We start from the raw sequence: 25330 nt of genomic DNA on the forward strand, positions 1-25330 counted from the left end.
GCCTTACACAGGCGTAACAGAATTGAGAAATGGCCGGGGGCCGGGGCGTCTTGACGCTGCTGAGAAGCAGCGCATAAGTTAGCGAGATTAGAGGATCGTTTAAAACGATTCAGCATTCTGGGGCCGGATATCGTCCAGCAGCCGTCCCGCGACCAGCTCCTCCGGCACCGCCACCCCGCGCTCGCGCATGACCCCGGCCAGCTCCGCGTCCCACGGCGCGTCGGTCACCTTCCCGGGGGCCAGGCCGGTGGGCGGGCAGTCCGCCAGGGCGCGCAGGTAGTCGGCGGTGGACATGCGCCACGGCACGGCGCCGGTCTTGGCCATGGTGTAGGCGGCGATCCGCAGGCCCGCCCCGTCGAAGTCGCCGTGGTAGTGCAGGCGTGTGCCGGTTAACGCGCGCAGCAGGCGGATGGCCGCGCTGTTGGGCCAGCCCGAGGTGCAGATCATCGGCGGGCAGGCGGCGCCGTACCGCTGAGCGGCCAGCGCCAGCACGGTCGGGTTCTCCACCACGTACGCGTCCCGCTCCTCCAGCGGCAGCTCCCGTACGTCGTGCAACTGCGCGAGCGTGATCACGCTGGGCTGCCCGTCCCACAGGCGCAGCACCCGGGCCAGTACGGTGTCGCCACGCGGGCGTAACCCGGCGACCAGCACCGTGGTGGACAGCGCGTCGCAGGCCACACCCGCCCGCTCCCACAGTGCCCGCCGCGCCTGCGCTCCTTCGGGGGCGTCCACGTCGTACAGGATGGCCAGCCCCTTCAGCACCAGCGCCGCCAGCCGGGTGCCCTCATCCAGGGCATGCGGATCGCCGGTCACCTCAGCGGCCACCGCCGCCAGCGGCCGCCCTGAGGCGGGCAACGCGGCCAGCACATCGAGCGCCTGCCCAACCAGCCCCCGCCCAGCCCGCACAACGAGCCCACCAGCGCCACCCCTGGCGCCGGCCTCAGAGGAACCAGCAGCCCCATCGGCTCCAGAAGGCCCAGCAGCTTCAGCGGTCCCGGCAGCCCCAGGCGCCCCGCCGCCCGCCCCGGTCGGGCCGCCGGACAGGGCCAGCAGGGCGGGCTGGGCGACGACCACCGGGTGAGTGGCGAACCAGTCCAGCAGGGCCTGGCGTTCCTGGCGTCGTTCGGCCTGCCTGCGGCGACGGTCGTCGATGGGGCCGATCACCGCCTCCGCCACGGTACGCGCGTCGAGGCCCAGCAGCCCTTCGAGCCTGGCCACGTCGATGGTGACGGCCGGGCCCGGATAGCGGTCGAGCCCGAGCAGGTCGGCCACGGCGGCCTGCTGCCCGTCGTCCAGCCCCGTCACCCTGAACCGGCTGACCCGCTGCCCGGAGCACAACCGCGCGTGCAGGGCCGCCCACACCGGCCGCAACCCAGCCACCCGCAACCGCTCCGGCACCGCCACGTCCTCAGCCAGCACTCGCTCCGGCACCGCGTCCTCGGCTCCCGACCGCTCCCGCGCTCCCAGGTCCCGAGCCCGCAGCTGCTCGTCCGCGTCCTGGCCCCGCAGCCGTTCCTGCGCCTTCGCGTCCTGGTTGGTCATTCGGCGGGTACCGTCCGGTAGCCGTTCCACACGAAGCGCGCCGTCGTCACCGCGTCGTCCCCGTCACCCGTGATGAGCTGGTGGATCGCGATCCCGTCCAGCTCGCGGTACTCGCACCACTCATGGTCGGAGGTGAGCACCAGGTCCAGCCCCAGGTCCACCAGCAGGTCGAACACCTGCCCCCGGTTCGTCTTGTCCACCCCCACGAACACCTCATCCAGCAGGATGAAACGCGGGCACCCGGAATCGGTCTGGTAGTGGGCGGCCACGGCGGCGAACAGCGGCAGGTGCAGCGCGATAGCCTTCTCCCCGCCCGACAGCGCCCCGTGCAGCTTCCTGGTCAGGTCCTGCCAGCCCTGCCCGTCGCCCCGGTCGAGCTTGACCACGAACCGGTGCCAGGCCGTGTAGTCCAGCACCTTCATGAGCTGGTCCTCCCAGCTCGCCGAGGAATTGTCGGCCCGCGCCTCCTCCACCCGATCCCTGAAAAAGACGTACAGGGCCTCCTTGTCGGCCTCGCTCAGCCCGGCCGGGTCGCGCAGCAGCAGGTCGCGGGCGGCGCGCGTACCGGCCGACTGGGCGGGATCGACCTGCCACACCAGCCGCACCGCCACCCGGGAGGCGGTGCGCACGCGTTCGAGGCGCTGGTTCATGCCCTCAACCAGCGCCGTCGCCTGCCTGATGCGGTCGGCCAGGTGGCGCCGCGTGTCGCCGGCCAGCGTCCGGTCGAACAGATCCCGCTCGGCCTCGGTGATGTCGGAGCGCCGTTCGTCGCGCTCCTTGCGCAGCGCCTCGCTGAGCGCCGCGGCCCCCGCCCGGACGCCGCCCACGGTGGCGGTGAGCACCTGTACGTCCTCATCCGGCGCAAGCTCCAGGTCCGCCCGGTCGGCCAGGACCTCCCTGGCGTGGTGGAAGGCGTCCTGCAGCCGCGCCTCCGCCTCCCTGACGTTCTTGTGCTCGTACGGCACCGACCCGAACTGCTCGGCCACGGCCCTGGCCGACTCCAGCACGGCCCGTACCCCGGCCTCCGGCGCCAGCTCGACCTTCGCCCGCGCGTCCGCCGGCAGGTGCCCGGCCGCCAGGCGGCGGAAACGGTCGGACACCTCGTCGCGCGCCCGCCCCGCCTCGGCGTGCCTGTCCTCGGCGGTGCCGAGCTCGCCGCGGAGGCGGCCGAGCCTGGCGTTCAGCTGTGCCAGGCCGTCGTGGACGGACTTGATGAGGCGGCGGCAGGTCTGGTACGCGTTCTGGACCTGGTGGAGCTGTTCGAGGACGCGTACGTGCTCGACGCCGACCGTGGACTCGATCGCGCCCAGCCGCTCCGCCAGCACGACGGCGCCGGCCGCCGCCTCCTCCGCGCGTTCGACCGCCTCGACGGCGAGTTGCTCGTACTCCCCCGCCGTCTCCGCGGCCAGCTCGGCGCGTTCCCCGGCGGCGCGGGCGTCGGCGCGCCGGTCGTGCCAGACGGTGCCGGTCGTCTCGGCGGTGCGCAGCGCCTCTTCCAGCTTGTCGAGCGCGGGCAGCGCGGTGGGCAGGGCATGGCGGTCGGCCAGCTCGGTGAGGTGCCGCAACGACCTGCCGACCTCCTTCTCCCGCTCGTGCAGCCGCCCCTCCTGCGCCCGTAGCTGGTCCTCCAGCAGCGCGACCTTCGCCACCGCCCCGTCGTGGGCCTGCACCGCGTCGGCGTACGGCTTCCTGTCGGGCCTGCGCCGCAGCTCGGCGGCCAGCGTGCCGCGGTCGCCGTCCACCACGGCGAGCAGGTGGTCGCACTCGGCGATCCGCCCGGCCAGCTCGCCCAGCCGGTCGTCCAGCTCGGCGATGCGGCGTCGCCTGGCGCGCTCGCGGGCGGTGGCGCCGATGTAGGAGGGCTCCGGCTTGACCCAGCGGCCCGCCGCCGGGCCGAGCCGCCAGGTGCCGTCCGCGCCGATGACGGCCGGGTGGTCGACGCCGATCGCGGTGGGCGCGAACGCGATGCCGCTCAGCACGCTGTCGGCGGGCACCGGCGAGTCGGCCTCGGTGAACAGCACGTGGCCCAGGCTGTAGCCGGGCGCGTGCTTGGACAGGGCGGCCACGGCGAACGCGTCGTGCTCGCCGGGGTCGAACCCGCCGTCGGGCCGCAGCCACAGGTCCAGCAGGCCCGAAGCCTCCAGCGCGGCCTCCACCCCGGCCTGGGCGACGGGGTCGAGGCCCGACCTGAACGCGACCGCCCGCCACAGCGGGGTCCCCGGGCGGTTCGCCCTGGCTGCGGCGGCGCGGGTGTGCGGGGCGGGGGGTTCGAGCACGGCCGCCTCGCCCAGGCGTTCGCGCTCCTGGGCCAGTTCGGTCCGCTCGGCCACCAGGCTCTTGCGCGAGCCGGTCACGTGCTGTTCGCGGGCGGCCAGTTCGACGGCGGCCATCGTACGGGCCGTGCCCACCAGGTCGTCGGCCCGCTCGAAGTCGTCGGCCAGCCCGGCCAGGGTGCCCGGGTCGAGCTGGAGCTGGGCGCAGCCGCCCGCCCAGTCGGCCAGGGCGGCGGACAGGTCGCGGACGCGCTCGTCACGCAGCCGCTCGGCTTTCCCCGCGGCCTCCTGCGCGGCCGCCAGGTCGTCCCTGGCCTGGTCGCGGTCGTGCTCGGCGGTGGTGCGGCGCTTGATCGCCTCGTCGTGCCGGATCGCGCCCGCCCGTACCTCCCTGATCTGGGCGGCCCTGCTGGTGACGGCGGCCCGCAACAACTCCCGTGCCCTCCGCACCGCGGCATCACTGTCCCGTACGGCCTCCGCCTGCGCTGCCTCCGCCTGCGTGGCCTCGTCCTGGGTGGCGGAGGATGCTCGTTCGGTTTCCTCGTGGACGGTCAGGAGGCCGGCGCGTTCGGCGGCGTGGCGGGCCTCCGTACGGGCGCGGCCGGCCAGGGCCGTGGCGTTGCGGGCCGTGGCCGCGGCGTGCAGCGACAGCTCCTGCTTGGCGGTCACCGCGCGGGCCGCCTCCCCGGCCTGGTCGCGCAGGCGGGCCGCCACCTCGTGCGCCGCCTGGGCCTCGGTGCGCAGGCGGTGCAGGTCGCCGCCGGCCTTGTACGCCTCGCTCTCCTTGAGCCCTTCGATCTGCGCCGCCAGGGCCAGCTCCTGCGCCTCCTCCTCCCCCAGCCGCACGGTCGTCACGTCGAGCTCCCGCTCGGCCTCCCGGAGCGCCTCCCGCTTGGCCTTGACCTCGGCGGCCAGCGACTCCAGGGAGTAGCCGGCGGAGGTGACGGCCGCGGCGGCGGCCCGCAGCACGCGCTGGGCGTAACCCCGCTGCCGCCCGGCGAGCCGGTCGGCCTCCTCCACGTCGCGATCGAGCAGGCGCAGCTCCTCGCGCTGCCGGTCGAGCCGCTCGAAGCCCTCCGCGATCTCGTGGATCTCCCCTTCGCCGAGCGGCGGCAGGGCGCTGGACAGCAGCTCCGACAGCAGCCCGGGGTCCAGCCGCTCGGACAGCTTGGGCGTGCGGAGCTGGCGCAGCGCGGTCAGCAGCGAGTCGTAGCGCTGCTCGTTGAGCGCCCGGTAGAGCGTCTGGCGTACGACGGTTCGGTAGGACTCGGCCGTCTCGTGCACCTTGCCGGACGCGCCGAGCTCGTCGATGAGCTGCGCCTTGGTCAGCGGCTGCCCCGCCTCGCCGGTGAGCCGGATGCCGTCGGGGGCATCGACGCGGGCGTCGCTGGTGAAGTAGGCGGCGGTGACGTTCTTGGTGTGGATGGTGGCCTGCAGCCGGGCCCCGCAGGTGAACCAGCGGCCGTCGGCGTGCCGGAACTCCAGCCACACGTAGCCGACCCGGGTGGTGCCGGAGACGCCGTCGCCCATGAGGTTCCAGTGCATGGTGCGCTCGGTGCCGCCGAACGTGGACAGCCTGCTCGGCTTGAGGCTGGCGTCCAGCACGTACGGCAGCAGCAGCTCCAGCACCTTGGACTTGCCGCTGCCGTTGGGCCCCCGCAGCAGCAGCCGCCCCCGGTGGAACTCGAACACCTCGTCGTAGTAGCGCCACACGTTGAGGATCCCGGCGCGTACCGGAGTCCAGCGGGCGTCCACGCCGTGCGCGGCGCGCGGCGGCGCGAGCTCGGTGACGGTCAAGAGTCCTCCTGTACGGCGCGTTCGACCCGGTAGCGGGCCGCGGCTGGCAGGGCGGCGACCTGGTCACCGCCACGGCGGGCCAGCCCGAACAGCGTGAGCACCTCCAACGCGTCGGCGGCCAGCCTGGGCCCGCCGCCGTCGGACTGGTAGGCCTTGGCCCACTGCGGGAAGCGGCGCAGCAGGCCGGTGGCCTCGTCGTCGAGCCTGGCGGCGGTGACGGGGCCCGAGTTGACGAGCAGGTCGAGCATGAGCAGGGCGGCGACCTTGGCGTGGCTGCCGTCGTCGGGGAACTTGGTGTCGGTGGCGACGGCGTCGGTGTCGATGAGCAGGAAGCCCTCGGCGCGTTCTTCGAGCACGAACCCGGCCTCTTCGGCGGCGCGGCGCAGGATCTGGCGGCCGGTGAGCGAGGCGGCGTAGGCGGACTGGGCCGGGGTCAGCTCGTCGCGGTAGACCACGGGCTCGTCGAGCAGGCGGCGGATGAGCGAGTGACGGGCCCACAGGTTGCGCTGGGTCTCGGTGGGCTCCTCGCCCCCGTAACGGGCCTCTTCGGTGAGCGCACCCAGAACGCCCTCCGCGGCGGGGTGAGGCCGGTCAGCGGCAGCGGCGGGGTGGGGCCGGGCAGGGCCGGTGGCGGGATAAGGCCGGTCAGTGCCCGTGGCGGGGTAAGGCATGTCAGGGCCGGCGGTGGCGCGGGCCCCGTCCAGGGTGGCGGCTGCTCTCGAAGGCGGTACCGGGGCGGCCAGCAGCCGGATCACGCGGGTGGTGTCCACGCGGTAGAGCACCTTGGCGTCCTCGTCGTCGAGGTAGGAGTCGGTCGCCCCGTCCATCGCGGTGACGGCGCCGTAGTGTTCCAGCAGCTTGAGCGCGTCCACGAAGGCGGCCCGCTCGTCATTCCTGACCGGGTCGAACGCGGGCACGTCCGGCTCCACCGCGGCGGCCTGCACCACCCGCTGGGCCAGCATGCCGATCGTGGTGACCGGCGAGGTGAGCAGCTCGGCCGCGCACAGGCACAGCAGCGTGTAGCGGCGGCGGTCGAACGGCGCCCTGGTCGTACGGCGGCGGCGCGCGGGCCGGGTGGCGCCGGGCTCCGACCTGACCTTGGCCAGGCGGGCGTACCCCTGACGCGGCTCCACGACCAGCCGCCAGCCGCAGAAGTAGTCGAACCACTGGATCAGCGGCTGGCGCCGTTTCCTGATCAGGTCGAAGGCGGCCGGGTCGTCGTGCTGCGACACCAGCGGGCGGCCGAGCAGTGTCCTGATGGCGCGGGCGATCTCTTCCTTCTCGGCCCTGACGAGCTGATTGGCCAGGCTGCTCATGCGCCCGCCGCCCGCCCACGCGACTCCACCCCGTCACGCCCCACGTACCCGTCACGCCCCACGTACCCGTCACGCCCCACGTTTCCGTCGCGCGACCCCGGCCCGCCGCGTTGCTCTTCCCCGGGATCCCCCAGGGACCGCACGTCGATGAGGAAGTCGGGGCCCCTGAACCACCCCTCGGACGTACGCAGCACCGCCACCGACCCATCGTCAGGCGCCCGCAGCACGATCTCCACCCTCCCGTCCGAGGTGACGGCCCGCCGGAACCCGGTCGAGTCGCGCCGCTCGGCCAGCGCCCGCCCGAGCAGGTCGAGCAGCCTGCCGAACGTGTCGTGGTCGAGCTCGCCGAGTTGTGACAGCCGCATCGCGCCCGTCGTGGCCAGCGCCGACCAGGCGGCCTCCAGCTCGGCCCGTTCCTTCTCCGCCCGCGCCCTGCGCTCGGACCGCAGCACCGCCACGTCGCGCACCCTCCCGGTACGGCCCATCCGCTCCGTACGCCCGCGCGAACGCAGCAGCGCCGACACATGGACCGGCTCGGCCTCCGCCCACGGCACCCCGGACGGGATCAGCTCGGCGTCGGCGTGCCCGAGGTGGGCGTGCCGTGCCGGGCCGAGCCCGAACGCCGCGTCCCACAACCGGTGCGCGTCGTCCTCACCGGGCGCGGTGGCGAACCAGCGGGCCAGCGTACGGAAGTCGGCGGCGGCGCTGGAGGAACGTCGGCGCGAGTCGGTGATCCGGTCGAGCACCTGCAGCAACGACACGATCGCCCGCCGCGCCACATCATGAAGCTGCCGCACCCGCGGCACACCCGAATGACCGGGCCTGTCGGCCGAATCGTTGCCCCCCGCGTCGCCAGCTCGCTCACCCGCCACCTGATCCGGCGCGAACCACAGGCACAGCCCTTCCCACCGGGCCGCGCGGGCCGTCAGCCACGGGGTGGCGTGGTCGGTGCCGGGCACCTTCGGCAGGTCGGCGCCGGCCAGCGCGCGGGCGTGCAGCACACTGACGCCGTGCCCGGCCACGGCCCGCAGCGCGGCGGCGATCGTGTCGCCCCGCTGCTCCAGGTTGGTCACGAACTCCTGCAAATAGGCCACGGTCGCGGACTTGACCTCGTGGAAGGTGGCCAGGTCGGTGCCCTCGACGCGCAGCAGCCGCTGCAACTCGCCGTTGAACTGCTTGGTGTTGTTGCGCAGCCCGTCGAGGTGCCCTTCCAGCTCCTGAAGGCTGGTGAAGATGCGCCGGTCACGCCCGGGATCGGGGTCGCGCAGCAGGCTCTCCAGCTCGCCGAGCCGGTCGGCGATGGCGTCGAGCACGGCGGTCTGCAACGCGCCCGCCGAGGCCAGCATGGCCATGGCGTGCTGCACCCCGGCGAAGGCGGCCTCGCCCCGCTTGGTGAGCGAATACTGCAGGTTCTTGCGCTCGTACTCCTCGGCGGTGGCGAAGCTGCCCGCGTGGTTGAAGATCACGTCGAGCAGGCCCCAGCCGGCGAGCTGCTTGAGGGTGCCGGCCAGGTCCTGCTCGCCGACCGGCGCGTACCACCCCACCGCGCGCAGCCGCTCGCGCACCTCCTCGACCGTCAGGGCCGTCTCAAGGCGCTCGTTGGCCTCACCGAAGGCGTAGAGGACCGCGGTGTGCAGGTCCGCCCGCTCGGTGGTGGTGAACCGGAACATCTCCGGCGGCACCCGTGGCGGCTCCGCCATCGTCCCGCTCCCCTCGCCCGAGATTCCCACTCACCGCAACCGTAGCGGCAGACACCGACAGGACGACCGCTGTTTGCGTGCAGATCACAGGGGTACTGCGCTGGCATTGGAACGCCGGCCGGTCTGGGGGTCGATATGGCGGAGTTCGAGGCGAGTCGCGGGATGCCCGCGGAGAGCATGGTGGTCTTCGGGGTCGCCTCCGACGTGGAGGTCATGGACCGCTGGCTGCCGCGCGGGCTGTCCGTGCACGGCACCGGACCCGGCCGGGTCGAGGCGGACGGAGAGCTGGTGCCGGGCAGCGGCAAGCATGAGGGCCTGTTCCGCGCCTCGGAGGAGCAGCTCAGGGTGGAGTGGGGCGGCCGGGACCATCCGGACTATTCAGGATGGTTGCAGGTGGCCGATGGGGCCGCCGGGGAAAGTGAGGTCACCGTGCACATCAGCCTCCTGGACGAGCCGGAGTCGGGCGCGCGGGCGGACGAGGTGCGTGAGCTGCTGGACCGCTCGCTGGACGCACTGGCCGACGAGGTACGGCAGCGCGCGAACTGACAGACCGGCACAGGCGAAAGGCAGCCGTACAGGCGAAAGGCAGCCGTACGGGCGAACAGGCGGTCGGCGCAGGCGACCTGCGCGGGTCGAGGGGCGCGGGTCGAGGGGCGCCGGGGGTCGGGGTCGGGGGCCGAGGACGGGAAACGCCCAGGCCGGACCCGAACGGGCCGACCTGGGCGTTCCCTACCGGATGGGGATCAGGCGTCGAACCGGTCGAGGTTCATGACCTTGTCCCAAGCGGCGACGAAGTCCTTGACGAACTTCTCCTTGGCGTCGTCGCTGGCGTAGACCTCGGCGAGCGCGCGCAGCTCGGAGTTCGCACCGAACACCAGGTCGACGCGGGTGCCGGTCCACTTGACCTCGCCCTTGGCGTCGCGGCCCTCGAACGTGTTCTCGTCCTGCGCGGTCGCCTTCCACGTCGTGCCCAGGTCGAGCAGGTTGACGAAGAAGTCGTTGGTCAGCGTGCCGGGCGTCTCGGTGAACACGCCGAGCTGCGTCTGCTGGGTGTTGGCGCCCAGCACGCGCAGGCCACCGACCAGGACGGTCATCTCGGGGGCGCTCAGGTTGAGCAGGTTGGCCTTGTCGACGAGCAGGAACTCGCCCGGCAGGCGGTTGCCCTTGCCGAGGTGGTTGCGGAAGCCGTCGGCGGTCGGCTCCAGCGCGGCGAACGACTCCACGTCCGTCTGCTCCTGCAGCGCGTCCACGCGGCCCGCCTTGAAGGGGACCTCGACGACGAAGCCGGCGTCCTTGGCCGCCTTCTCCACGCCCGCGTTGCCGGCCAGCACGATCAGGTCGGCGAGCGAGACCTGCTTGCCGCCGGCCTGGGCGCCGTTGAACGCCTTCTGGATGCCCTCCAGGGTGCCCAGCACGGTGGCGAGGCGGTCGGGGTCGTTGACCTCCCAGTGGGACTGCGGCTCCAGGCGGACGCGGGCGCCGTTGGCGCCGCCCCGCTTGTCGCTGCCGCGGAAGGAGGAGGCCGAGGCCCACGCGGTGGACACGAGCTGCGACACCGTCAGGCCGGAGGCCAGGATCTGGCCCTTGAGCGCGGCGGCGTCGGCGGCGTCGATGAGCTCGCCGGTCCGCTCGGGCAGCGGGTCCTGCCACAGCAGCACCTCACTGGGCACCTCGGGGCCGAGGTAGCGCACGATCGGGCCCATGTCGCGGTGGGTGAGCTTGTACCAGGCGCGGGCGAAGGCGTCGGCGAACTCGTCGGGGTTGTCGCGGAAGCGGCGGGAGATCTGGTCGTAGACCGGGTCCACGCGCAGCGACAGGTCGGTCGTGAGCATCGTCGGGGCGTGGCTCTTGGCGGCGTCGTGGGCGTCGGGCACGGTGCCGGCCCCGCCGCCGTCCTTCGGCCGCCACTGGTTGGCGCCAGCGGGGCTCTTGAACAGCTCCCACTCGTAGCCGTACAGGATCTCGAAGAAGCTGTTGTCCCAGGTGATCGGCGTGTTGGTCCAGATGCCCTCAAGGCCGCTGGTGATGGCGTCGCCGCCCTTGCCGGTGCCGTGGGTGCTCTTCCAGCCCAGGCCCTGCTCCTCGATCGAGGCGGCCTCGGGGTCGTTGCCGACCGCGTCGGACGGGCCGGCGCCGTGGGTCTTGCCGAAGGTGTGACCGCCCGCGATCAGGGCGACCGTCTCCTCGTCGTTCATGGCCATGCGGCGGAACGTCTCACGGATGTCGCGGGCGGCGGCCAGCGGGTCCGGGTTGCCGTTGGGGCCCTCGGGGTTGACGTAGATGAGGCCCATCTGGACCGCGCCGAGCGGGTTCTCCAGCTCGCGGTCGCCGGTGTAGCGCTCGTCGCCGAGCCAGGTGGTCTCGGGGCCCCAGTAGACGTCCTCCTCGGCCTCCCAGACGTCCGCGCGGCCGCCGGCGAAGCCGAAGGTCTTGAAGCCCATCGACTCCAGGGCGACGTTGCCGGACAGGACGAGCAGGTCGGCCCAGGACAGGTTCTTGCCGTACTTCTTCTTGACCGGCCACAGCAGGCGGCGGGCCTTGTCGAGGTTGGCGTTGTCGGGCCAGCTGTTGAGCGGGGCGAAGCGCTGCTGACCGGCGCCCGCGCCGCCGCGGCCGTCGCTGATGCGGTAGGTGCCGGCGCTGTGCCAGGCCATCCGGATGATGAGCGGGCCGTAGTGGCCGAAGTCGGCGGGCCACCAGTCCTGCGAGGTGGTCAGCGCCTCGGCGATGTCGCGCTTGACGGCCGGCAGGTCGAGGGAGTTGAACGCCTCGGCATAGTCGAACTCGCCGCCGAAGGGGTCGGTGACGACGGGGTTCTTGGCGAGGATTCTCAGGTTGAGCCGCTCCGGCCACCACTGGCGGTTGCCGCCACCCTGGGTCGGGTGCGCGGCCCGCGTGTGCGCCACCGGGCATTCGCTCGCGCCGTCGGTCTTCGCGTCTGTGACGATCGCGTCCGGGTTCTCAGACATGGGGATCCTTATGGACTAGATGATCTTGGTGCTAGCTGCTGGCGGAACAGGCGGGACACAGGCCCCAGTAGACGACCTCGGCCTCGTCGATCGTGAAGCCGTGGTCGTCCGAGGCGGTCAGGCATGGCGCGTGCCCGACCGCGCAGTCCACGTCGGCGACGGCGCCGCACGACCGGCACACGACGTGGTGGTGGTTGTCGCCGACGCGTCCCTCGAACCGGGCGGGGTGTCCCGCGGGCTCGATGCGGCGGACGAGCCCGGCCGCGGTGAGCACGTGCAGGGCCTCGTAAACGGCTTGGAGTGAGACGTGTCCCACACGCTCGCGCACCCCGCCGGCGATGGATTCGACGTCGAGGTGGTCACCGTCCCTGACGGTTTCGAGCATGGCGACGCGGGCGGCCGTCACCCGCAGGCCGGCGCCGCGCAGTTCGTCGGCGGCGGTCGGGGTCTGGGGTGTGGTCATGGCGCCCACTATAGCCACAAACACGAACAGTTCAAGTCAACGAATGATGCAAGTTTGTGGAGGATCGCCCGGGGCGCGCACCGCCCGCGCGGGGGCCCGCGAACCCGCAGCTCAGCCCCATCTTGACCTTTTTGCATCGGATCTAGGTCAGCGCATATAAAGGGCGGTGCAAGCTCTCTCCAGAACCCTCTCAACATGCGACGTCTGAGCAAACTCATCACGCCAGTCCTGGCGTTCCTGATGGCCGTGCCGGTCTTTACCGGTACGGCCGAGGCCGCTGCCCCAGATCGGCTCGCCGGTTTTTACGGCCAGCGTCTTACCTGGTCAAGCTGCGGCAGCGGATACGAGTGCGCGAAATTGTCGGTGCCACTGAACTATTCGAAGCCGGACGGCAAGCGGATTAAGATCAGTTTGGTCCGGCTGCCCGCCACCGGAAAGAAGATCGGCTCGCTGGTGCTCAATTTCGGCGGGCCGGGAGGTTCCGGCGTGAATTCGCTCAGGGCCTCCAAGGAAACCGTCTCCGCGGCCGTCCGCGAGCGTTTCGACGTCGTCAGCTTCGACCCGCGCGGCGTCGGCGGCTCCTCGCCGATCCGCTGCATGGGCACGCTCGACCTGGACGCCTACTTCGCGCTCGACCCGACCCCGGACACCCGCGCCGAGGTCAAGAAGGCGCAAACCTGGGACAAACTGTTCGCCAAGTTCTGCGCCAAGAACTCCGGCAAGCAGCTCCTGGCCCACGTGGGCACGGTGGACGCGGCGCGGGACATGGACGTGATGAGGGCCGCGCTGGGTGACGCGCGCCTGTCGTACCTGGGCTTCTCCTACGGCACCTACCTGGGCTCCATCTACGCCGACCTGTTCCCCAAGCGGATCCGCACGATGGTGCTGGACGGCGCCGAGGACCCCTCGCAGCACGCCGAGGACTTCATCGTGGACCAGGACCGCGGGTTCCAGGTGGCCACGGCCTCGTTCATGAAGGACTGTTTCAAGGCCAAGGGCTGCCCGTTCCCCAAGCACACGGTCAAGGCCGCGCTGAAGCGGCTGGACGCGCTCTACGACCGGGTGGACGAGTCGCCGCTGCGCAACGAGTACGACGGCCGGCAGGTCACCGAGGCCGTGGCGCGCGCCGCCGTGGAGTACTCCATGTACGAGACCGCCAACTGGCCGCGGCTGCGCCAGGCGCTGACGGACGCCTACAAGGGCGACGGCACCAGGCTGCTGATGCTGGCCGACGAGAGCAACGGGCGGCGGACCGACGGCAGGTACGACAACAGCTTCGAGGCCCTCATGGCCATCAACTGCGTCGACCACCCGGAGAACGCCTGCCCGAACTGGCCGGTCAAGGGCACCCGTTACCCGAAGAAGGTGCACGCCAAGGGCTCGCCGCCGATCGTGGTCGTGGGCACGACGCGTGACCCGGCGACGCCGTACCGGCTGGCCGAGGCGCTGGCGGCGCAGCTCTCCCAGGGCGTGCTGCTGACCAACGACGCCGACGGCCACACCGGCTACGGCAGGGGCTCGGCCTGCCTGGACCACAAGGTCGACCGGTACCTGATCACGGCGAAGGCACCACGGCCCGGCAGGTGCGACGACACCCGCCACAAGGCGTAGAACAGGCAGTCCCACACGCGGGTGTGGGACTGTGCAGGTTCGGGTCAACCCCGGCCGCGCCTGCGCGGCGGTGGTGGCGCGGCGGGAGAGATTGGGCGGACGTAGCCGGAAATTCCCGCCCGAGGAGCCCATGGAGTCGCTGCTGGTCCTGCACGCGCTCGCGGCCGTCTGCGCTCCCTGGCTGACCGCCCGCATCGGGCGTGCGTCCCTCTTCGTGCTGGCGCTCGCCCCGGCCGCCGCGTTCGGCTACACCGTGTGGCTGGCGCTGCGGGGCCTGCCGGCCCGCGAGAGCACCCCGTGGGCGCCGGTGATGGGCCTGGAGTTGTCCTTCCGCGCCGACCCGCTCGCCATCCTGATGATGGCGCTGGTCACCGGCGTCGGCGTGCTCGTGCTGTGCTACAGCGCCCGCTACTTCCCCGCAGGCGACGACGGGCTCGGCCGCTACGGCGGCGTCATGGTGGCCTTCGCCGGGTCGATGCTGGGCCTGGTCACCGCCGACGACCTGCTGCTCCTGTACGTGTTCTGGGAGCTGACCACGGTCTTCTCCTACCTGCTCATCGGCTACGACCCGCAGAGCCGCATGAGCAGGCAGGCCGCGATGAAGGCGCTGACGGTCACCACGTCCGGCGGCCTGGCCATGCTCGCCGGGTTCGTCCTGCTCGGCCAGGCGGCCGGCACCTACCAGATCTCCGAGATCATCGCCCGGCCGCCCGAGCTCGCCCCGGTCGCGGTCGTGCTGGTGCTGGCGGGCGCGCTGTCGAAGTCGGCGATCTTCCCGTTCAGCATGTGGCTGCCCGCCGCGATGGCCGCGCCCACGCCCGTGTCGGCGTACCTGCACGCGGCGGCCATGGTCAAGGCCGGGGTCTACCTGCTGGCCAGGCTGGGCCCGGCGTTCGGCGACCTGACGTTGTGGCGGGCGGTGGCGGTGCCGCTCGGCCTGGTGACGATGGTGCTGGGCGGGTGGCGGGCGCTGCGGGAGACCGATCTGAAGCGGCTGCTGGCCTACGGCACGGTCAGCCAGCTCGGTTTCCTCGTGGTGCTGTTCGGCACGGGCACCGAGGGCGCTGCGCTGGCGGGCATCGGCATGTTGCTGGCGCACGCGCTGTTCAAGGCGGCGTTGTTCCTGGTGGTGGGCATCGTCGACCACGCGGCGGGCACGCGGGACCTGCGTGAGCTGAGCGGGGTGGGCCGGGCGATGCCGTGGGTGTGCGCGGCGGCGGTGCTGGCGGGCGCGTCGATGGCGGGGCTGCCGCCGCTGGCGGGGTTCGCGGGCAAGGAGGCGGCGCTGGAGGCGCTGCTGGACTCGCCGCTCGTGCTGGCGGTCGTGGTGGCCGGGTCGGCGCTGACGGCGGCGTACACGCTGCGTTTCCTGTGGGGCGCCTTCGTCTCCAAGCCGGGGCTGCGGGCGCGGGAGGTGCACCGGGTGCCGGCGGCCATGTTCGGGCCGGCCGCGCTGCTGGCCGCGCTGGGACTGGCCGCGGCGCCCCTGTCCTCCTGGTACGAGGGCGCGGTGTCCGGCTACACCGGCACGTTCCATGACCCGGGACACCATTCCCATCTGGCGGCCTGGCCGTCGAGTCTGTCGCCGCCCCTGCTGCTGTCGGCGGTGGCGCTGGCGGGCGGCGTGGCGCTGTTCCTGGTCAGGGAGCCGGTGGCGAAGGCGGGCATCGCCCTGCACGTGGTGGACTCCGGCCAGGTGTTCTGGATGATCATCCGGCGGCTGGACCGTTTCGCGATTCAGCTCACCGGTTTCATCCAGCGGGGCTCCGTGCCCGATTACTTGATGCTGACACTCCTGGCGACGGTCGGAGTGGGGCTGTTCTCCGTCGCGTACGGCGGGCCGCCCCGCCTGGACGTGCCGATCGTCGCCTGGCAGCGGCCCGAGCAGCCGTTTCTGACCGTGCTGCTCGCGGCCGCGGCAATCCTGGCGCTGTTCGCGCGCGCGTACGTGCTCGTCGCCCTGGTCATCGGCCTGACCGGGTACGGCACCGCGCTGATGTTCCTCGTGCACGGCTCCCCCGACCTGGCGCTGACCCAGTTCCTGGCCGAGACGCTGAGCCTGGTGCTGTTCGCGCTGGTGCTGCGGCGGTTGCCGATCGCGCCCGTGAAGGGGCGGCTGGTGTTCCCGTTCCGGCTGGCGATCGGGCTGGCGGTGGGCGTGGTGGCCGCGGGGGCGGGCATGCTGGCGATGGCGGCGCGCGGCACCGAGCCGATCGGCGCGCTGATGAGCGCGGCGGCGCGGGAGGCGCACGCCCGCAACATCGTCAGCGCCATCATCCTGGACATCCGCGCCTGGGACACGCTGGGCGAGAGCGCCGTGCTCATCGTCCTGACGCTGGGCGTGACGAGCCTGGTGTTCCTGCGGCGCAGGTCGTACAGCATCGAGCGGAGTGACAGCGGGCACCGGCCGGCGGAGCGCACGCACTGGCTGGCGGCCACGCTGCCGCGCGGGCAGCGGGCGCTGGCGCTGGAGGTGGCGGCGCGGCTGACGTTCCACACGGTGCTCACGTTGTCGGTGTTCCTGCTGTTCATCGGGCACAGCGGGGTCGGCGGCGGGTTCGCGGGCGGCATCGTGGCCGGACTGGCGATCACCGTGCGTTACCTGGCGGGCGGCAGGAACGAGCTCGCCGCGGCCGTGCCGGTGCACGCCGGGGTGCTGATGGGGATCGGGCTGACGCTGTCGTCCTGCACGGCGCTGATCGGGCTGCTGTTCGGGCGGGCGGCGCTGAACATGTTGTCGGCGGACGTGAGCCTGCCGCTGGTGGGACACGTGCACCTGTCCACGGGGCTGCTGTTCGACCTGGGCGTGTACGTGTCCGTGATCGGCATGGTGCAGGACGTGCTGCGTTCCCTGGGCGCCGAGCTGGACCGGCAGATCGACGGCGAGGAGGCCACGTGAGCAGCGTCTCCCTGGTCACGTTCGCGGCCTGCGGCCTGATGATCGCCTGCGGGGTGACGCTGCTGCTGGAGCGCAGCCTGGTACGGGTGATGGCCGGGGTCATCCTGCTCGGCAACGGGGTGAACCTGCTGATCGTCACCACCGGCGGCGACACCGGCGGGCCGCCCTTCACCGACAGCCCCGGGATGGCCGACCCGCTGCCGCAGGCGCTGGTGCTCACGGCCATCGTGATCACGCTGGGCGTGACGGCGTTCCTGCTGGGCCTGGTGCACCGCTCGTGGCAGCTGACCGGCAGCGACGAGGTGCAGGACGACACCGAGGACCGGCGGGTGCGGCTGCGGTCGCGGCGCGGCGAGCTGGGCGACGCCGTACGCGCGCGGCAGGACGCCTACCGCCGCCTGGTCGTCGAGCAGCGGGCCGAGCTGGCCAAGCTGGAGGCCGAGCAGGCCGAGCGGGAGCGGCTGCAGGAGGCCGACCTGGAGCGGCGTATCTCCCGCGTGCACACCGAGCTGGGGCAGTGGATGCGCGAGCTGCGGCACGAGGGCCTGTCGGAGGAGGAGCTGCAGAGCCGCCTGGAGGAGGTCGGGCTGCGGGAGGACCCCGCCGCGCTGTCCAACGCCGAGCGCATCGAGGAGTTGCGCGAGGAGCACGTGCGCGGCCGGCAGCGGCAGGCGAGCCGGGAGAAGGACCTGCGCAAGAAGCTCAAGGGCCGCCAGCGGGAGGCGCGCAGGCAGCTGCGGCAGGCCATCAGGGAGGAGCGCGAGCGGCAGGCGCTCGCGCAGGATCCCGAGTTGGAGGGCGACGACGCATGACCTCGCCGGGGAGCCCGACGCTGCTCGAAGGGCTGGTGTGCGTGCCCGTGCTGCTGCCGCTGCTGGCCGCCGGGATCAAGCTGGCCATCGGCGGCCGGCTGCGCCGGCTGCAGTCGCTGATCAGCCTGGTCACGCTCGGCATCTCGCTGGCCGTGTCGGTGGTGCTGCTGATCGCGGCCGACACGCAGGGCCCGCAGGTGACCCAGCTCGGCGGCTGGCACTCGCCGGTCGGCATCTCCCTGGTGGCCGACCGGCTCTCCACGCTGGTGCTGGTGGTGTCGTCGGCGGTGACGCTGTGCGTGATGGTGTACTCCGTCGCCCACTCCTACGACGAGCAGGAGCACGACGCCCCGATGGCGATCTTCCATCCGGCGTTCCTGGTGATGGTGGCGGGGGTGGCGGACGCGTTCCTGTCGGGGGACCTGTTCAACCTGTTCGTGGCGTTCGAGCTGCTGTTGAGCGGCTCGTACGTGCTGCTCACGTTCGGCGGCACCGAGTCCAGGATCCGGGCCGGGGCGACGTACACGCTGATGGCGCTGGCCTCGTCGATGTTGTTCCTGATCGCGATCGCGATCACCTACGGGGCCACGGGGACGTTGTCGATGGCGCAGCTCGCCGAGCGCTTCGCCACGCTGCCCGACCAGGTCAAGCTGCTGGTGGAGCTGACCCTGCTGCTGGCCTTCGCGATCAAGGCGGCGATCTTCCCCATGTCGGCGTGGCTGCCCGACTCCTACCCCACCGCGCCCGCCCCGGCCACCGCCGTGTTCGCCGGCCTGCTCACCAAGGTCGGCGTGTACTCGATCATCCGCCTGGAGGCGCTGCTGTTCCCCGGCGGGCCGGTCGCGACGCTGCTGATGTGGGTGGCGCTGGCGACCATGCTGGCGGGGGTGCTGGGCGCGGTCGCGCAGACGGACATGAAGCGCATGCTCTCCTTCACGCTCGTCAGCCACATCGGGTACATGGTGTTCGGCGTGGCCCTGTCCACGCTGGCCGGGCTGGCGGGGGCGATCTTCTACGTGGTGCACCACATCACCGTGCAGACGAGCCTGTTCCTGGTGACGGGGCTGGTCGAGCGGCGCACCGGCACCACGTCGGTGACCCGGCTGGGCGGGCTGATGCGGGCCTCGCCGCTGATCGCCGTGTTGTTCTTCGTCCCGGCCATGAACCTGTCGGGCATCCCGCCGATGTCGGGCTTCCTGGGCAAGCTGATGCTGGTGCAGGCCGGGCTGGCGCACGGCGGCTGGCTGCCGGTCACGCTGGTCGCGGCCGGCCTGGTGACAAGCCTGCTCACGCTGTACGCCGTCGCCAAGACGTGGGGCAAGGCGTTCTGGCGCGGCCCGCGCTCGGACCGGCTGGGCCGGGTCCTGGAGAGCGAGGAGTACACCGGCGACGACCCGACCGTGACCACGACCGCGCTGCCGGTGGCGCTGCCGCTGGCCGTGACGGCGCTGGTCGCGCTGGGCCTGGCGTTCACCGTGCTGGCCGGGCCGCTGTCGGCGCTGACGGAGCGCACGGCCGCGGAGCTGATGGCCCGCGAGCCGTACATCACCGCGGTACTGGAGAGGCGGCCGTGATGCGTGAGGTGCTGGCGCCGCGATTGCTGGGCAGGCGGGTGCCGCTGCCGCTGGTGGGCTGGCTGGCGCTGGTGTGGGTGACGTTGTGGGGCGAGGTGTCGCCGGGCAACGTGCTGGGCGGGCTGGCGACCGGGCTGGTGGTGACGTGGCTGCTGCCGCTGCCCATCCTGGACCCGGGCATCAGGCTCCGGCCCGTGGCGCTGGTCCGGTTCCTGCTCCTGTTCGGCTGGGACCTGGTGACCTCGACGGTGCGGGTGGCGTACTGGGTGGCGCATCCGGGGCCGCCGCCGACGCAGATCGTCCGCGTGCCGCTGCACACGTCGTCGGAGTCCATGACCATGATGATCATGATCGCGCTGACCACGGTGCCGGGCACGGTGATCATGGAGGCGTACCCGAGGGAGCTGGTGGTGCACGTGCTGGGCCTGCCCGGCGACGTCGCCGAGGCCGTACGGGCGGACGTGGCGGGGCTGGAGCGGCGCGTCGTGGCCGCCTTCGGCACCCGGCGGGACCGGGAGGAACTGGCATGAGCGCGGTGTACCTGGCGACGATCGCCATGTTGTGGGCCGGCGCGGTGGCCTCGCTCTACCGCGTGGGGCGCGGGCCCACGATGCTGGACCGGGCCGTGGCCCTGGACGTGTTCACCTCGTTGTCGATGTGCGGCGTCGGGGCGTTCGCCGTGGCCAGGGACGACTATTCGGACCTGCCGATCCTGCTGGTGCTGTCGCTGCTGGGGTTCGTCGGGTCGGTGTCGCTGGCCAGGTTCTTCTCGGGAAGGTCGCGATGAGCCCGCTGGAGGCGGGGGTGGCGGCCTGCCTGCTGCTGGGCGCGCTGCTGGGGCTGTCGGCCGGGGTCGGCCTGGTACGTTTCCCCAGCACCCTGGACCGCATGCACGCCGGCACGAAACCGCAGGTGCTCGGCGTGCTGCTGGTGCTGCTGGCCATGTGGCTGCACCGGCCCACCTGGGCGTACGCGGGGCCGCTGCTGCTGGTGGGGATCTCCCAGGTGATCAGCGTGTCGGTGGCGGCCTACATGGTGGCGCGGGCGGCCTACTCGCGCGAGTCGTCCGACGACGACACCGAACTGCCGGCCGGGGACCTGGACGACGATGATCCGTCGTCGTCAGAGGAATGACCGTTGCGGTTGAGTGCCGGCTGGCCGAACCAGGTCCACATGGCCAGCGCGGCCAGCAGACCGGCGGTGACCCAGGCCAGGGTGGCCTGGAAGAGGTAGTCGATCACGAACATGGTGGACGTGGTCATCGACACCGCCAGGGCCAGCGCGCCAAGGATGCCGTAGAAGTTCGAGCGCCGTACCAGCGTCTCCTTGCGGCCCTGCCGGAACAGCACCCGGTGCTGCGCGGTCGGCGCGATGTAACAGATCGACGCGACCGCGGCGCTGATCAGCGCCGCGAAGTACAACCACCGGTCCGTCTGGTCAAGCCTGTTGAAACCGGAGGAGAAGGGCACCGTGAGCAGGAACGCGAAGAGCACCTGCACGCCGGTGACCGCCACACGCGCGCCCTGGAGTAACTCCACGAAGTTACGATCCGCGCGTTCCTGCTCCGACTCGGTGCGATTCCTGCGCTCACTCTGCGACTCGCTTTTCATGCCGCCTCCCCACCAATGAACTAAAGGCTTCCTCTTCTCTGTGACGCGCGCTCAAAACCTCGGCAGCAGAACCTTCGCCGGTGTGATGGGCAGCTCACGGAAGCGGTGGCCGGTGGCGTGGTGAACGGCATTGCCGATCGCGGCGGCCGTGCCCACGATGCCGATCTCGCCGATGCCCTTGCTGCCCATCGGGTTGAGCTCGCCGTCCTGCTCCTCCACCCAGTACGCCTCCAGGTTCGTCGCGTCGGCGCAGGCGGGGACGTGATACTGGGCCAGGTCGCGGTGCAGGAAGCCGCCGAACTCCTCGTCGGTGACCGTCTCCTCCATCAGCGCCATGCCCAGCCCCATCGTCATGCCGCCGAGGAACTGCGACCTGGCCAGCGTGGCGTCCACGATCCGCCCGGCGGCGAACACGCCCAGCAGGCGCGCGACGCGTACCTCGCCGGTCACGGAGCTGACCCGCACCTCGGCGAACTGGGCGCCGAAGGCATGCCTGGCCAGCTTGGCGTCGGCCTCGATCTCCCCGGCGGTGTCGGCGCGGCCCTCCTTGCCGTCGCGTTTCAGCTCCTCGCAGGCCCGCACGACCGCCGAGCCCCACGAGGCGGTGCCCATGGAGCCGCCCGCGACCGGCGCCTTCGGCAGGTCGCTGTCACCCAGCTCGACGTGCACCCGCTCGGGCGCCATGCCCAGCGTGCCCGCCGCGATCTGGGTCAGCGCCGTACGCGCGCCGGTGCCGATGTCGGCGGCGGCCACCCTGACCAGCACGTCGCCGTCGCGCATGGTGGCCACGGCCCGGCAGGCCATCCGCCTGGTCGGGTACGTCGAGGACGCCACGCCGGTGCCCACCAGCCACTCCCCCTCGCGCCTGATCCCCGGCACCGGGTCGCGCCGCTCCCAGCCGAACCGGCGGGCGCCCTCGCGCAGGCACGCCACCAGGTTGCGGGAGCTGAACGGCAGGCCGCCGTCCGGCTCGGCGTCGGCGTCGTTGAGCACGCGCAGCTCCACCGGGTCCAGGCCGGCGGCGTAGGCCAGCTCGTCCATCGCGGACTCCAGGGCGTACATGCCGGGCGCCTCCCCCGGGGCGCGCATCCACGACGGGGTGGCCACGTCCAGCCTGACCAGGCGGTGCCCGGTGCGCAGGTTCGGGGTGGCGTACATGACCCGGGTCGGGGTCGCGGTCTGCTCGGCGAACTCCACCAGCGTGGAGCTCTGCTCGCACGCCATGTGCTCCACCGCCACGAGCCGGCCCTCGCCGTCGGCGCCCAGCCGTACCCGCTGGATCGTGGGCGTGCGATAGCCGGTGAGGTCGAACATCTGCTGCCTGGTCAGCGCGATCTTGACCGGGCGGCCCACCTGCCTGGCGGCCAGCGCCGCCAGCACCGCCTGCGGCCTGGTGGTGCCCTTGGAGCCGAAGCCGCCGCCCACGTGCCGCGACACCACGCGCACCCGCTCCGGTGGCAGGCCCAGGGTCTTGGCGATGGTGGCGCGGCTGGGCGAGGTGCCCTGGGCGGTGTCGTACACCATCAGCCTGCCCTCGGCGTCCCAGTAGGCCAGCGCCGCGTGCGGCTCCATCGGGTTGTTGTGCAGGACGGGCGTCTCATAGACGACGTCCACGGTGGTCGCGGCGTCGGCCAGGGCCGCCTCGACGTCGCCCTTCTGGGTGTCGGACGGGAAGTTCGGGTTGACGACCTCCGGCCGGTACAGGCCGGGGTGGTCGGCGCTCAGGCTGACGTCGTGGTCGTCCGGGTCGTAGTCGACGCGGACGGCCGCGGCGGCGGCGCGGGCGTTCTCGTAGGTGTCGGCGACCACGGCGGCCACGATCTGGCCGCGGTAGGCGACCTCGCGGCGCTGGAACAGGGCCAGCTCCGGGTCGGCGTCCTCGGCCAGGTCCGGCGGGTGCTCGCAGGACAACACGGCCAGCACGCCGGGCGACTCCAGCGCTTGTCCGTCGTCCACGTGCTTGACGCGGCCCTTGGCGATCTGCGACTGCACGACGTAGGCGTAGGTGACGTTCTCGACCGGGTACTCGGCCGCGTACGTGGCCAGTCCCGTGACCTTGACGCGGCCCTCGATGCGTTTCACGGCGCGAGCCCCTCCAGTGTGGCGACGATCAGATTGCGGGCCAGCGGCGCCTTGAAGGCGTTGCGCGGCAGCGGGGCGGCCTGTTCGAGCTCGGCCTCGGCGGCCTGGAGGAACGCCTCGCCGGTCGCGGGCCCGCCGATGAGGGCCTGCTCGGCGCGTTCCGCCCGCCAGGGCACGTGCGCCACGCCGCCCAGCGCGATGCGGCAGCCGGCCACTTTCCCGTCCGCTCCCACGTCGAGCACGGCGGCGATGGACACCAGCGCGAACGCGAACGACGCCCGCTCGCGCACCTTGCGGTAGTGCGAGGCGCCGGGCGGCGGTGGCGGCAGCTCCACGGCCGTGATCAGGTCGCCGGGCTCCAGTACGGTGTCGCGCTCCGGCTCCTCGCCCGGCAGGCGGTGCAGCCCCGGCATGGGGATGATGCGGTCGCCGCCCGGCCCGGTGACGTGCACCTGGGCGTCCAGGGCGGCCAGCGCGACCGCCATGTCGGAGGGGTGGGTGGCCACGCAGGCGTCGGAGGCGCCGAGGATGGCCAGCCCGGCGTGGTCGCCCTCGATCGCGGGGCAGCCGGAGCCGGGGCGGCGCTTGTTGCACGGCCTGGTGATGTCCTGGAAGTAGGCGCAGCGGGTGCGTTGCAGCAGGTTGCCCGCGACCGTGGCGACGTTGCGGACCTGGCCGGACGCGCCGGTCAGCACCGCCCGCGCCAGCATGGGGTAGCGGGCCCTGATGAGGGGGTCGGCGGCCAGGTCGGTGTTGCGCACGGTCGCGCCGACGCGGACGCGGTCGCCCGTCTCCTCGATGGCGTCCAGCGGCAGGCGGCTGACGTCCACCAGCCGCTCGGGCTCGGCCACGCCCAGCCGCATGAGGTCCACGAGGTTGGTGCCGCCGCCCAGGTACATGGTGCCGGGCGCGAAGTCGCGCACCGCCTCGGCGGTACCGGCGGCTCTGGCGTACTCGAAGGGTTTCACGGGGCCACCTCGCCGATGGCGCTGACGATGTTGACGTACGCGCCGCAGCGGCACAGGTTGCCGCTCATCCGCTCGGCGATCTCCTCGGGCGTCAGGTCGGGATCGACGAGGATGTCCTCGGTGACGGCGCTCGGGCCCGGCTCCCCCAGCATCCCCGCCGCCGAGCAGAGCTGCCCCGGCGTGCAGTAGCCGCACTGGAAGGCGTCGTGCTCCATGAACGCGCTCTGCAGCGGATGCAGGTCCTCGCCCGTGGCGAGCCCTTCGACGGTGGTCACCTCCGAGCCGTCCACCGCCACCGCCAGCGCCAGGCAGGAGTTGGCCCGCCGGCCGTCGATCAGCACCGTGCAGGCGCCGCACTGGCCGTGATCGCATCCCTTCTTGGCGCCGATGAGCCCCAGCCGTTCGCGGAGAAGGTCGAGCAGCGACATGCGCGAGTCCACGTCCACCGTGCGCGGCACGCCGTTGACCTGCAGGGTGATTTCCATGGGGCCCGACTACCCGAGCTCCAGAAGGGACAACCTCGCGGGGCGGTAAACGTTCATGGGGGGTCTGTGCGGGTAGCCGGGCGGGCATGAGCCAGGTCACGGAGGAGCAGGCAGCGATACTCACCGTCAACGCCGGGTCGTCCAGCCTGCGCCTGGACCTCGTACAGGGGGGCAGCGTGCTGGACAGCGCGCACGCCGAGCGCGCGATCGACCCCGGGTCGGCCCGGCAGGAGCTGTCGGGCTTCCTCGGCGGCCACTTCGACCGCGACATCAGGGCGGTGGCGCACCGGCTGGTGCACGGCGGTGACGTGGTGCGCGCGCCCACGGTCGCCGACGACGAGACGGCCGCGGCGCTGCGGGACCTCACCAGCCTGGCGCCGCTGCACCTGCCGCCGGCGCTGGCCCTGCTGGAGGCGGCCCGCGAGGAACTGCCCGCCGTGCCGCACGTGCTCTGCCCCGACACCGCCTTCCACGCCGGCCTGCCGGACGAGGCCGCCGTGTACGCCCTGCCGGCGGACTGGCGCGACCGGTACGGCCTGCGCCGCTACGGCTTCCACGGCCTGTCCTACGCCTGGGCCTCCGACCGGGCCTCCGACCTGCTCGGCCGTCCGGTGGCCGAGCTGGACCTCGTGCTGACGCACCTGGGCGGCGGCTGCTCGGTGGCGGCGGTGTCGGGCGGGCGCAGCCTGGACACCTCGATGGGCTTCACGCCGCTGGACGGGCTGCCCATGAGCAAACGCTCGGGCAGCGTGGATCCCGGGATGCTGATGTGGCTGCTGTCGCAGGGGCATCTGTCGGTGGAGGAGCTGACCGAGGGGCTGGAGCGGCGTTCGGGGCTGCTGGGGCTGTCCGGCGGCAGGTCGGGTGACACGCGGGACCTGGTGGCGGCCGAGCGGGACGGCGACGCCGCCGCCGGGCTGGCGCTGGCGGTGTTCGCGCACCGGGTGAGCAGGGAGATCGCCGCCGCGGCCACCTCACTTGAGCGGATCGACGCGCTGGTGTTCACCGGGGAGATCGGCTGGGACCAGCCCGAGGTGCGTGAGGCCGTGTGCGGGCGGCTCGGGCTGCTCGGGGTGCTGCCGCCGGCCAGGGGTGAACTGCACGACGACGGGCCGGTCAGCGCGGACGGCGCGGCCGTGCCCGTGCTGGTGGTGCAGGTGCGCGAGGAACTGCAGCTCGCCCGCGAATGCCTGCGGCTCCTGGAGGAGGAGATCTCCTGACCGCCTCGG

The 25330-nt window shown here is 72.5% G+C and carries 19 protein-coding genes; 9 read left to right on the forward strand and 10 right to left on the reverse strand.

The window, feature by feature from the left end:
* Positions 1-99: 99 nt before the first annotated feature.
* The 4 genes from AB0I81_RS04200 to AB0I81_RS04215 are packed head-to-tail and all read right to left on the reverse strand — an operon-like array spanning position 100 to position 8628.
* Positions 100-1542, reverse strand: coding sequence for a TIGR02679 family protein (locus tag AB0I81_RS04200; RefSeq protein ID WP_360649571.1), 1443 nt, complete (start codon positions 1540-1542; stop codon positions 100-102).
* Complete coding sequence (locus AB0I81_RS04205) at positions 1539-5612, reverse strand: TIGR02680 family protein (protein WP_360649574.1); 4074 nt, start codon at positions 5610-5612, stop codon at positions 1539-1541. The genes AB0I81_RS04200 and AB0I81_RS04205 overlap by 4 nt, the downstream gene beginning before the upstream one ends.
* Positions 5609-6928, reverse strand: coding sequence for a TIGR02678 family protein (locus tag AB0I81_RS04210; RefSeq protein ID WP_360649577.1), 1320 nt, complete (start codon positions 6926-6928; stop codon positions 5609-5611). The genes AB0I81_RS04205 and AB0I81_RS04210 overlap by 4 nt, the downstream gene beginning before the upstream one ends.
* The gene (locus tag AB0I81_RS04215) at positions 6925-8628 is read right to left on the reverse strand and encodes a TIGR02677 family protein (RefSeq protein WP_360649580.1); all 1704 of its coding nucleotides are present in this window, start codon (positions 8626-8628) and stop codon (positions 6925-6927) included. Before AB0I81_RS04215 ends, AB0I81_RS04210 begins: the two co-directional genes overlap by 4 nt.
* 135 nt (positions 8629-8763) lie before the next feature.
* Between AB0I81_RS04215 and AB0I81_RS04220 the strand changes: the two genes are divergently transcribed.
* The gene (locus AB0I81_RS04220) at positions 8764-9174 is read left to right on the forward strand and encodes an SRPBCC family protein (RefSeq protein ID WP_360649583.1); all 411 of its coding nucleotides are present in this window, start codon (positions 8764-8766) and stop codon (positions 9172-9174) included.
* Positions 9175-9371: 197 nt separating this feature from the next.
* Here AB0I81_RS04220 and katG read toward each other — a convergent pair whose 3' ends face one another.
* Together katG and AB0I81_RS04230 are read right to left on the reverse strand one after the other, a co-directional pair.
* Entirely contained in the window at positions 9372-11597 is a 2226-nt protein-coding gene (katG, locus tag AB0I81_RS04225) for a catalase/peroxidase HPI (RefSeq protein WP_360649586.1), read from the reverse strand.
* A 31-nt stretch (positions 11598-11628) separates the two neighbouring features.
* Positions 11629-12060 (reverse strand): Fur family transcriptional regulator, encoded by a 432-nt coding sequence (locus tag AB0I81_RS04230; RefSeq protein WP_360649589.1) that lies wholly within the window; start codon positions 12058-12060, stop codon positions 11629-11631.
* A 411-nt stretch (positions 12061-12471) separates the two neighbouring features.
* Here AB0I81_RS04230 and AB0I81_RS04235 point away from each other — a divergent pair, with 411 nt between their 5' ends.
* The 7 genes from AB0I81_RS04235 to mnhG are packed head-to-tail and all read left to right on the forward strand — an operon-like array spanning position 12472 to position 20090.
* Positions 12472-13671, forward strand: coding sequence for an alpha/beta hydrolase (locus AB0I81_RS04235; RefSeq protein WP_360649592.1), 1200 nt, complete (start codon positions 12472-12474; stop codon positions 13669-13671).
* 31 nt (positions 13672-13702) lie between these two features.
* Positions 13703-16570, forward strand: a complete 2868-nt coding sequence (locus tag AB0I81_RS04240; protein WP_360649595.1) for a Na+/H+ antiporter subunit A — start codon at positions 13703-13705, stop codon at positions 16568-16570.
* Positions 16567-17382, forward strand: coding sequence for a Na(+)/H(+) antiporter subunit C (locus AB0I81_RS04245; protein ID WP_360649598.1), 816 nt, complete (start codon positions 16567-16569; stop codon positions 17380-17382). The genes AB0I81_RS04240 and AB0I81_RS04245 overlap by 4 nt, the downstream gene beginning before the upstream one ends.
* Positions 17379-18956, forward strand: a complete 1578-nt coding sequence (locus tag AB0I81_RS04250; RefSeq protein ID WP_360649601.1) for a Na+/H+ antiporter subunit D — start codon at positions 17379-17381, stop codon at positions 18954-18956. Before AB0I81_RS04245 ends, AB0I81_RS04250 begins: the two co-directional genes overlap by 4 nt.
* Positions 18956-19486: a Na+/H+ antiporter subunit E gene (locus AB0I81_RS04255; RefSeq protein ID WP_360649604.1), complete on the forward strand. Its 531-nt coding sequence runs from the start codon at positions 18956-18958 to the stop codon at positions 19484-19486. Before AB0I81_RS04250 ends, AB0I81_RS04255 begins: the two co-directional genes overlap by 1 nt.
* The gene (locus tag AB0I81_RS04260; RefSeq protein ID WP_360649607.1) at positions 19483-19743 is read left to right on the forward strand and encodes a monovalent cation/H+ antiporter complex subunit F; all 261 of its coding nucleotides are present in this window, start codon (positions 19483-19485) and stop codon (positions 19741-19743) included. Before AB0I81_RS04255 ends, AB0I81_RS04260 begins: the two co-directional genes overlap by 4 nt.
* Positions 19740-20090 (forward strand): monovalent cation/H(+) antiporter subunit G, encoded by a 351-nt coding sequence (mnhG, locus tag AB0I81_RS04265; RefSeq protein WP_360649609.1) that lies wholly within the window; start codon positions 19740-19742, stop codon positions 20088-20090. Before AB0I81_RS04260 ends, mnhG begins: the two co-directional genes overlap by 4 nt.
* Here mnhG and AB0I81_RS04270 read toward each other — a convergent pair.
* From AB0I81_RS04270 to AB0I81_RS04285, 4 genes are read right to left on the reverse strand one after another with little or no spacing between them, the layout of a single operon-like run.
* A complete protein-coding gene (locus AB0I81_RS04270; RefSeq protein ID WP_360649612.1) occupies positions 20006-20566 on the reverse strand; it encodes a DUF6328 family protein in 561 nt (186 codons plus the stop codon). The genes mnhG and AB0I81_RS04270 overlap by 85 nt on opposite strands.
* 51 nt (positions 20567-20617) lie before the next feature.
* Positions 20618-22648: a xanthine dehydrogenase family protein molybdopterin-binding subunit gene (locus tag AB0I81_RS04275; protein ID WP_360649615.1), complete on the reverse strand. Its 2031-nt coding sequence runs from the start codon at positions 22646-22648 to the stop codon at positions 20618-20620.
* Positions 22645-23616: a xanthine dehydrogenase family protein subunit M gene (locus tag AB0I81_RS04280; RefSeq protein ID WP_360649618.1), complete on the reverse strand. Its 972-nt coding sequence runs from the start codon at positions 23614-23616 to the stop codon at positions 22645-22647. Before AB0I81_RS04280 ends, AB0I81_RS04275 begins: the two co-directional genes overlap by 4 nt.
* Positions 23613-24101, reverse strand: a complete 489-nt coding sequence (locus AB0I81_RS04285) for a 2Fe-2S iron-sulfur cluster-binding protein (RefSeq protein WP_360649620.1) — start codon at positions 24099-24101, stop codon at positions 23613-23615. The genes AB0I81_RS04280 and AB0I81_RS04285 overlap by 4 nt, the downstream gene beginning before the upstream one ends.
* Positions 24102-24187: 86 nt before the next feature.
* Between AB0I81_RS04285 and AB0I81_RS04290 the strand changes: the two genes are divergently transcribed.
* Entirely contained in the window at positions 24188-25321 is a 1134-nt protein-coding gene (locus tag AB0I81_RS04290) for an acetate/propionate family kinase (protein WP_360649623.1), read from the forward strand.
* Positions 25322-25330: the final 9 nt, after the last annotated feature.

Source organism: Nonomuraea sp. NPDC050404, assembly GCF_040655495.1.
GTDB lineage: Bacteria > Actinomycetota > Actinomycetes > Streptosporangiales > Streptosporangiaceae > Nonomuraea.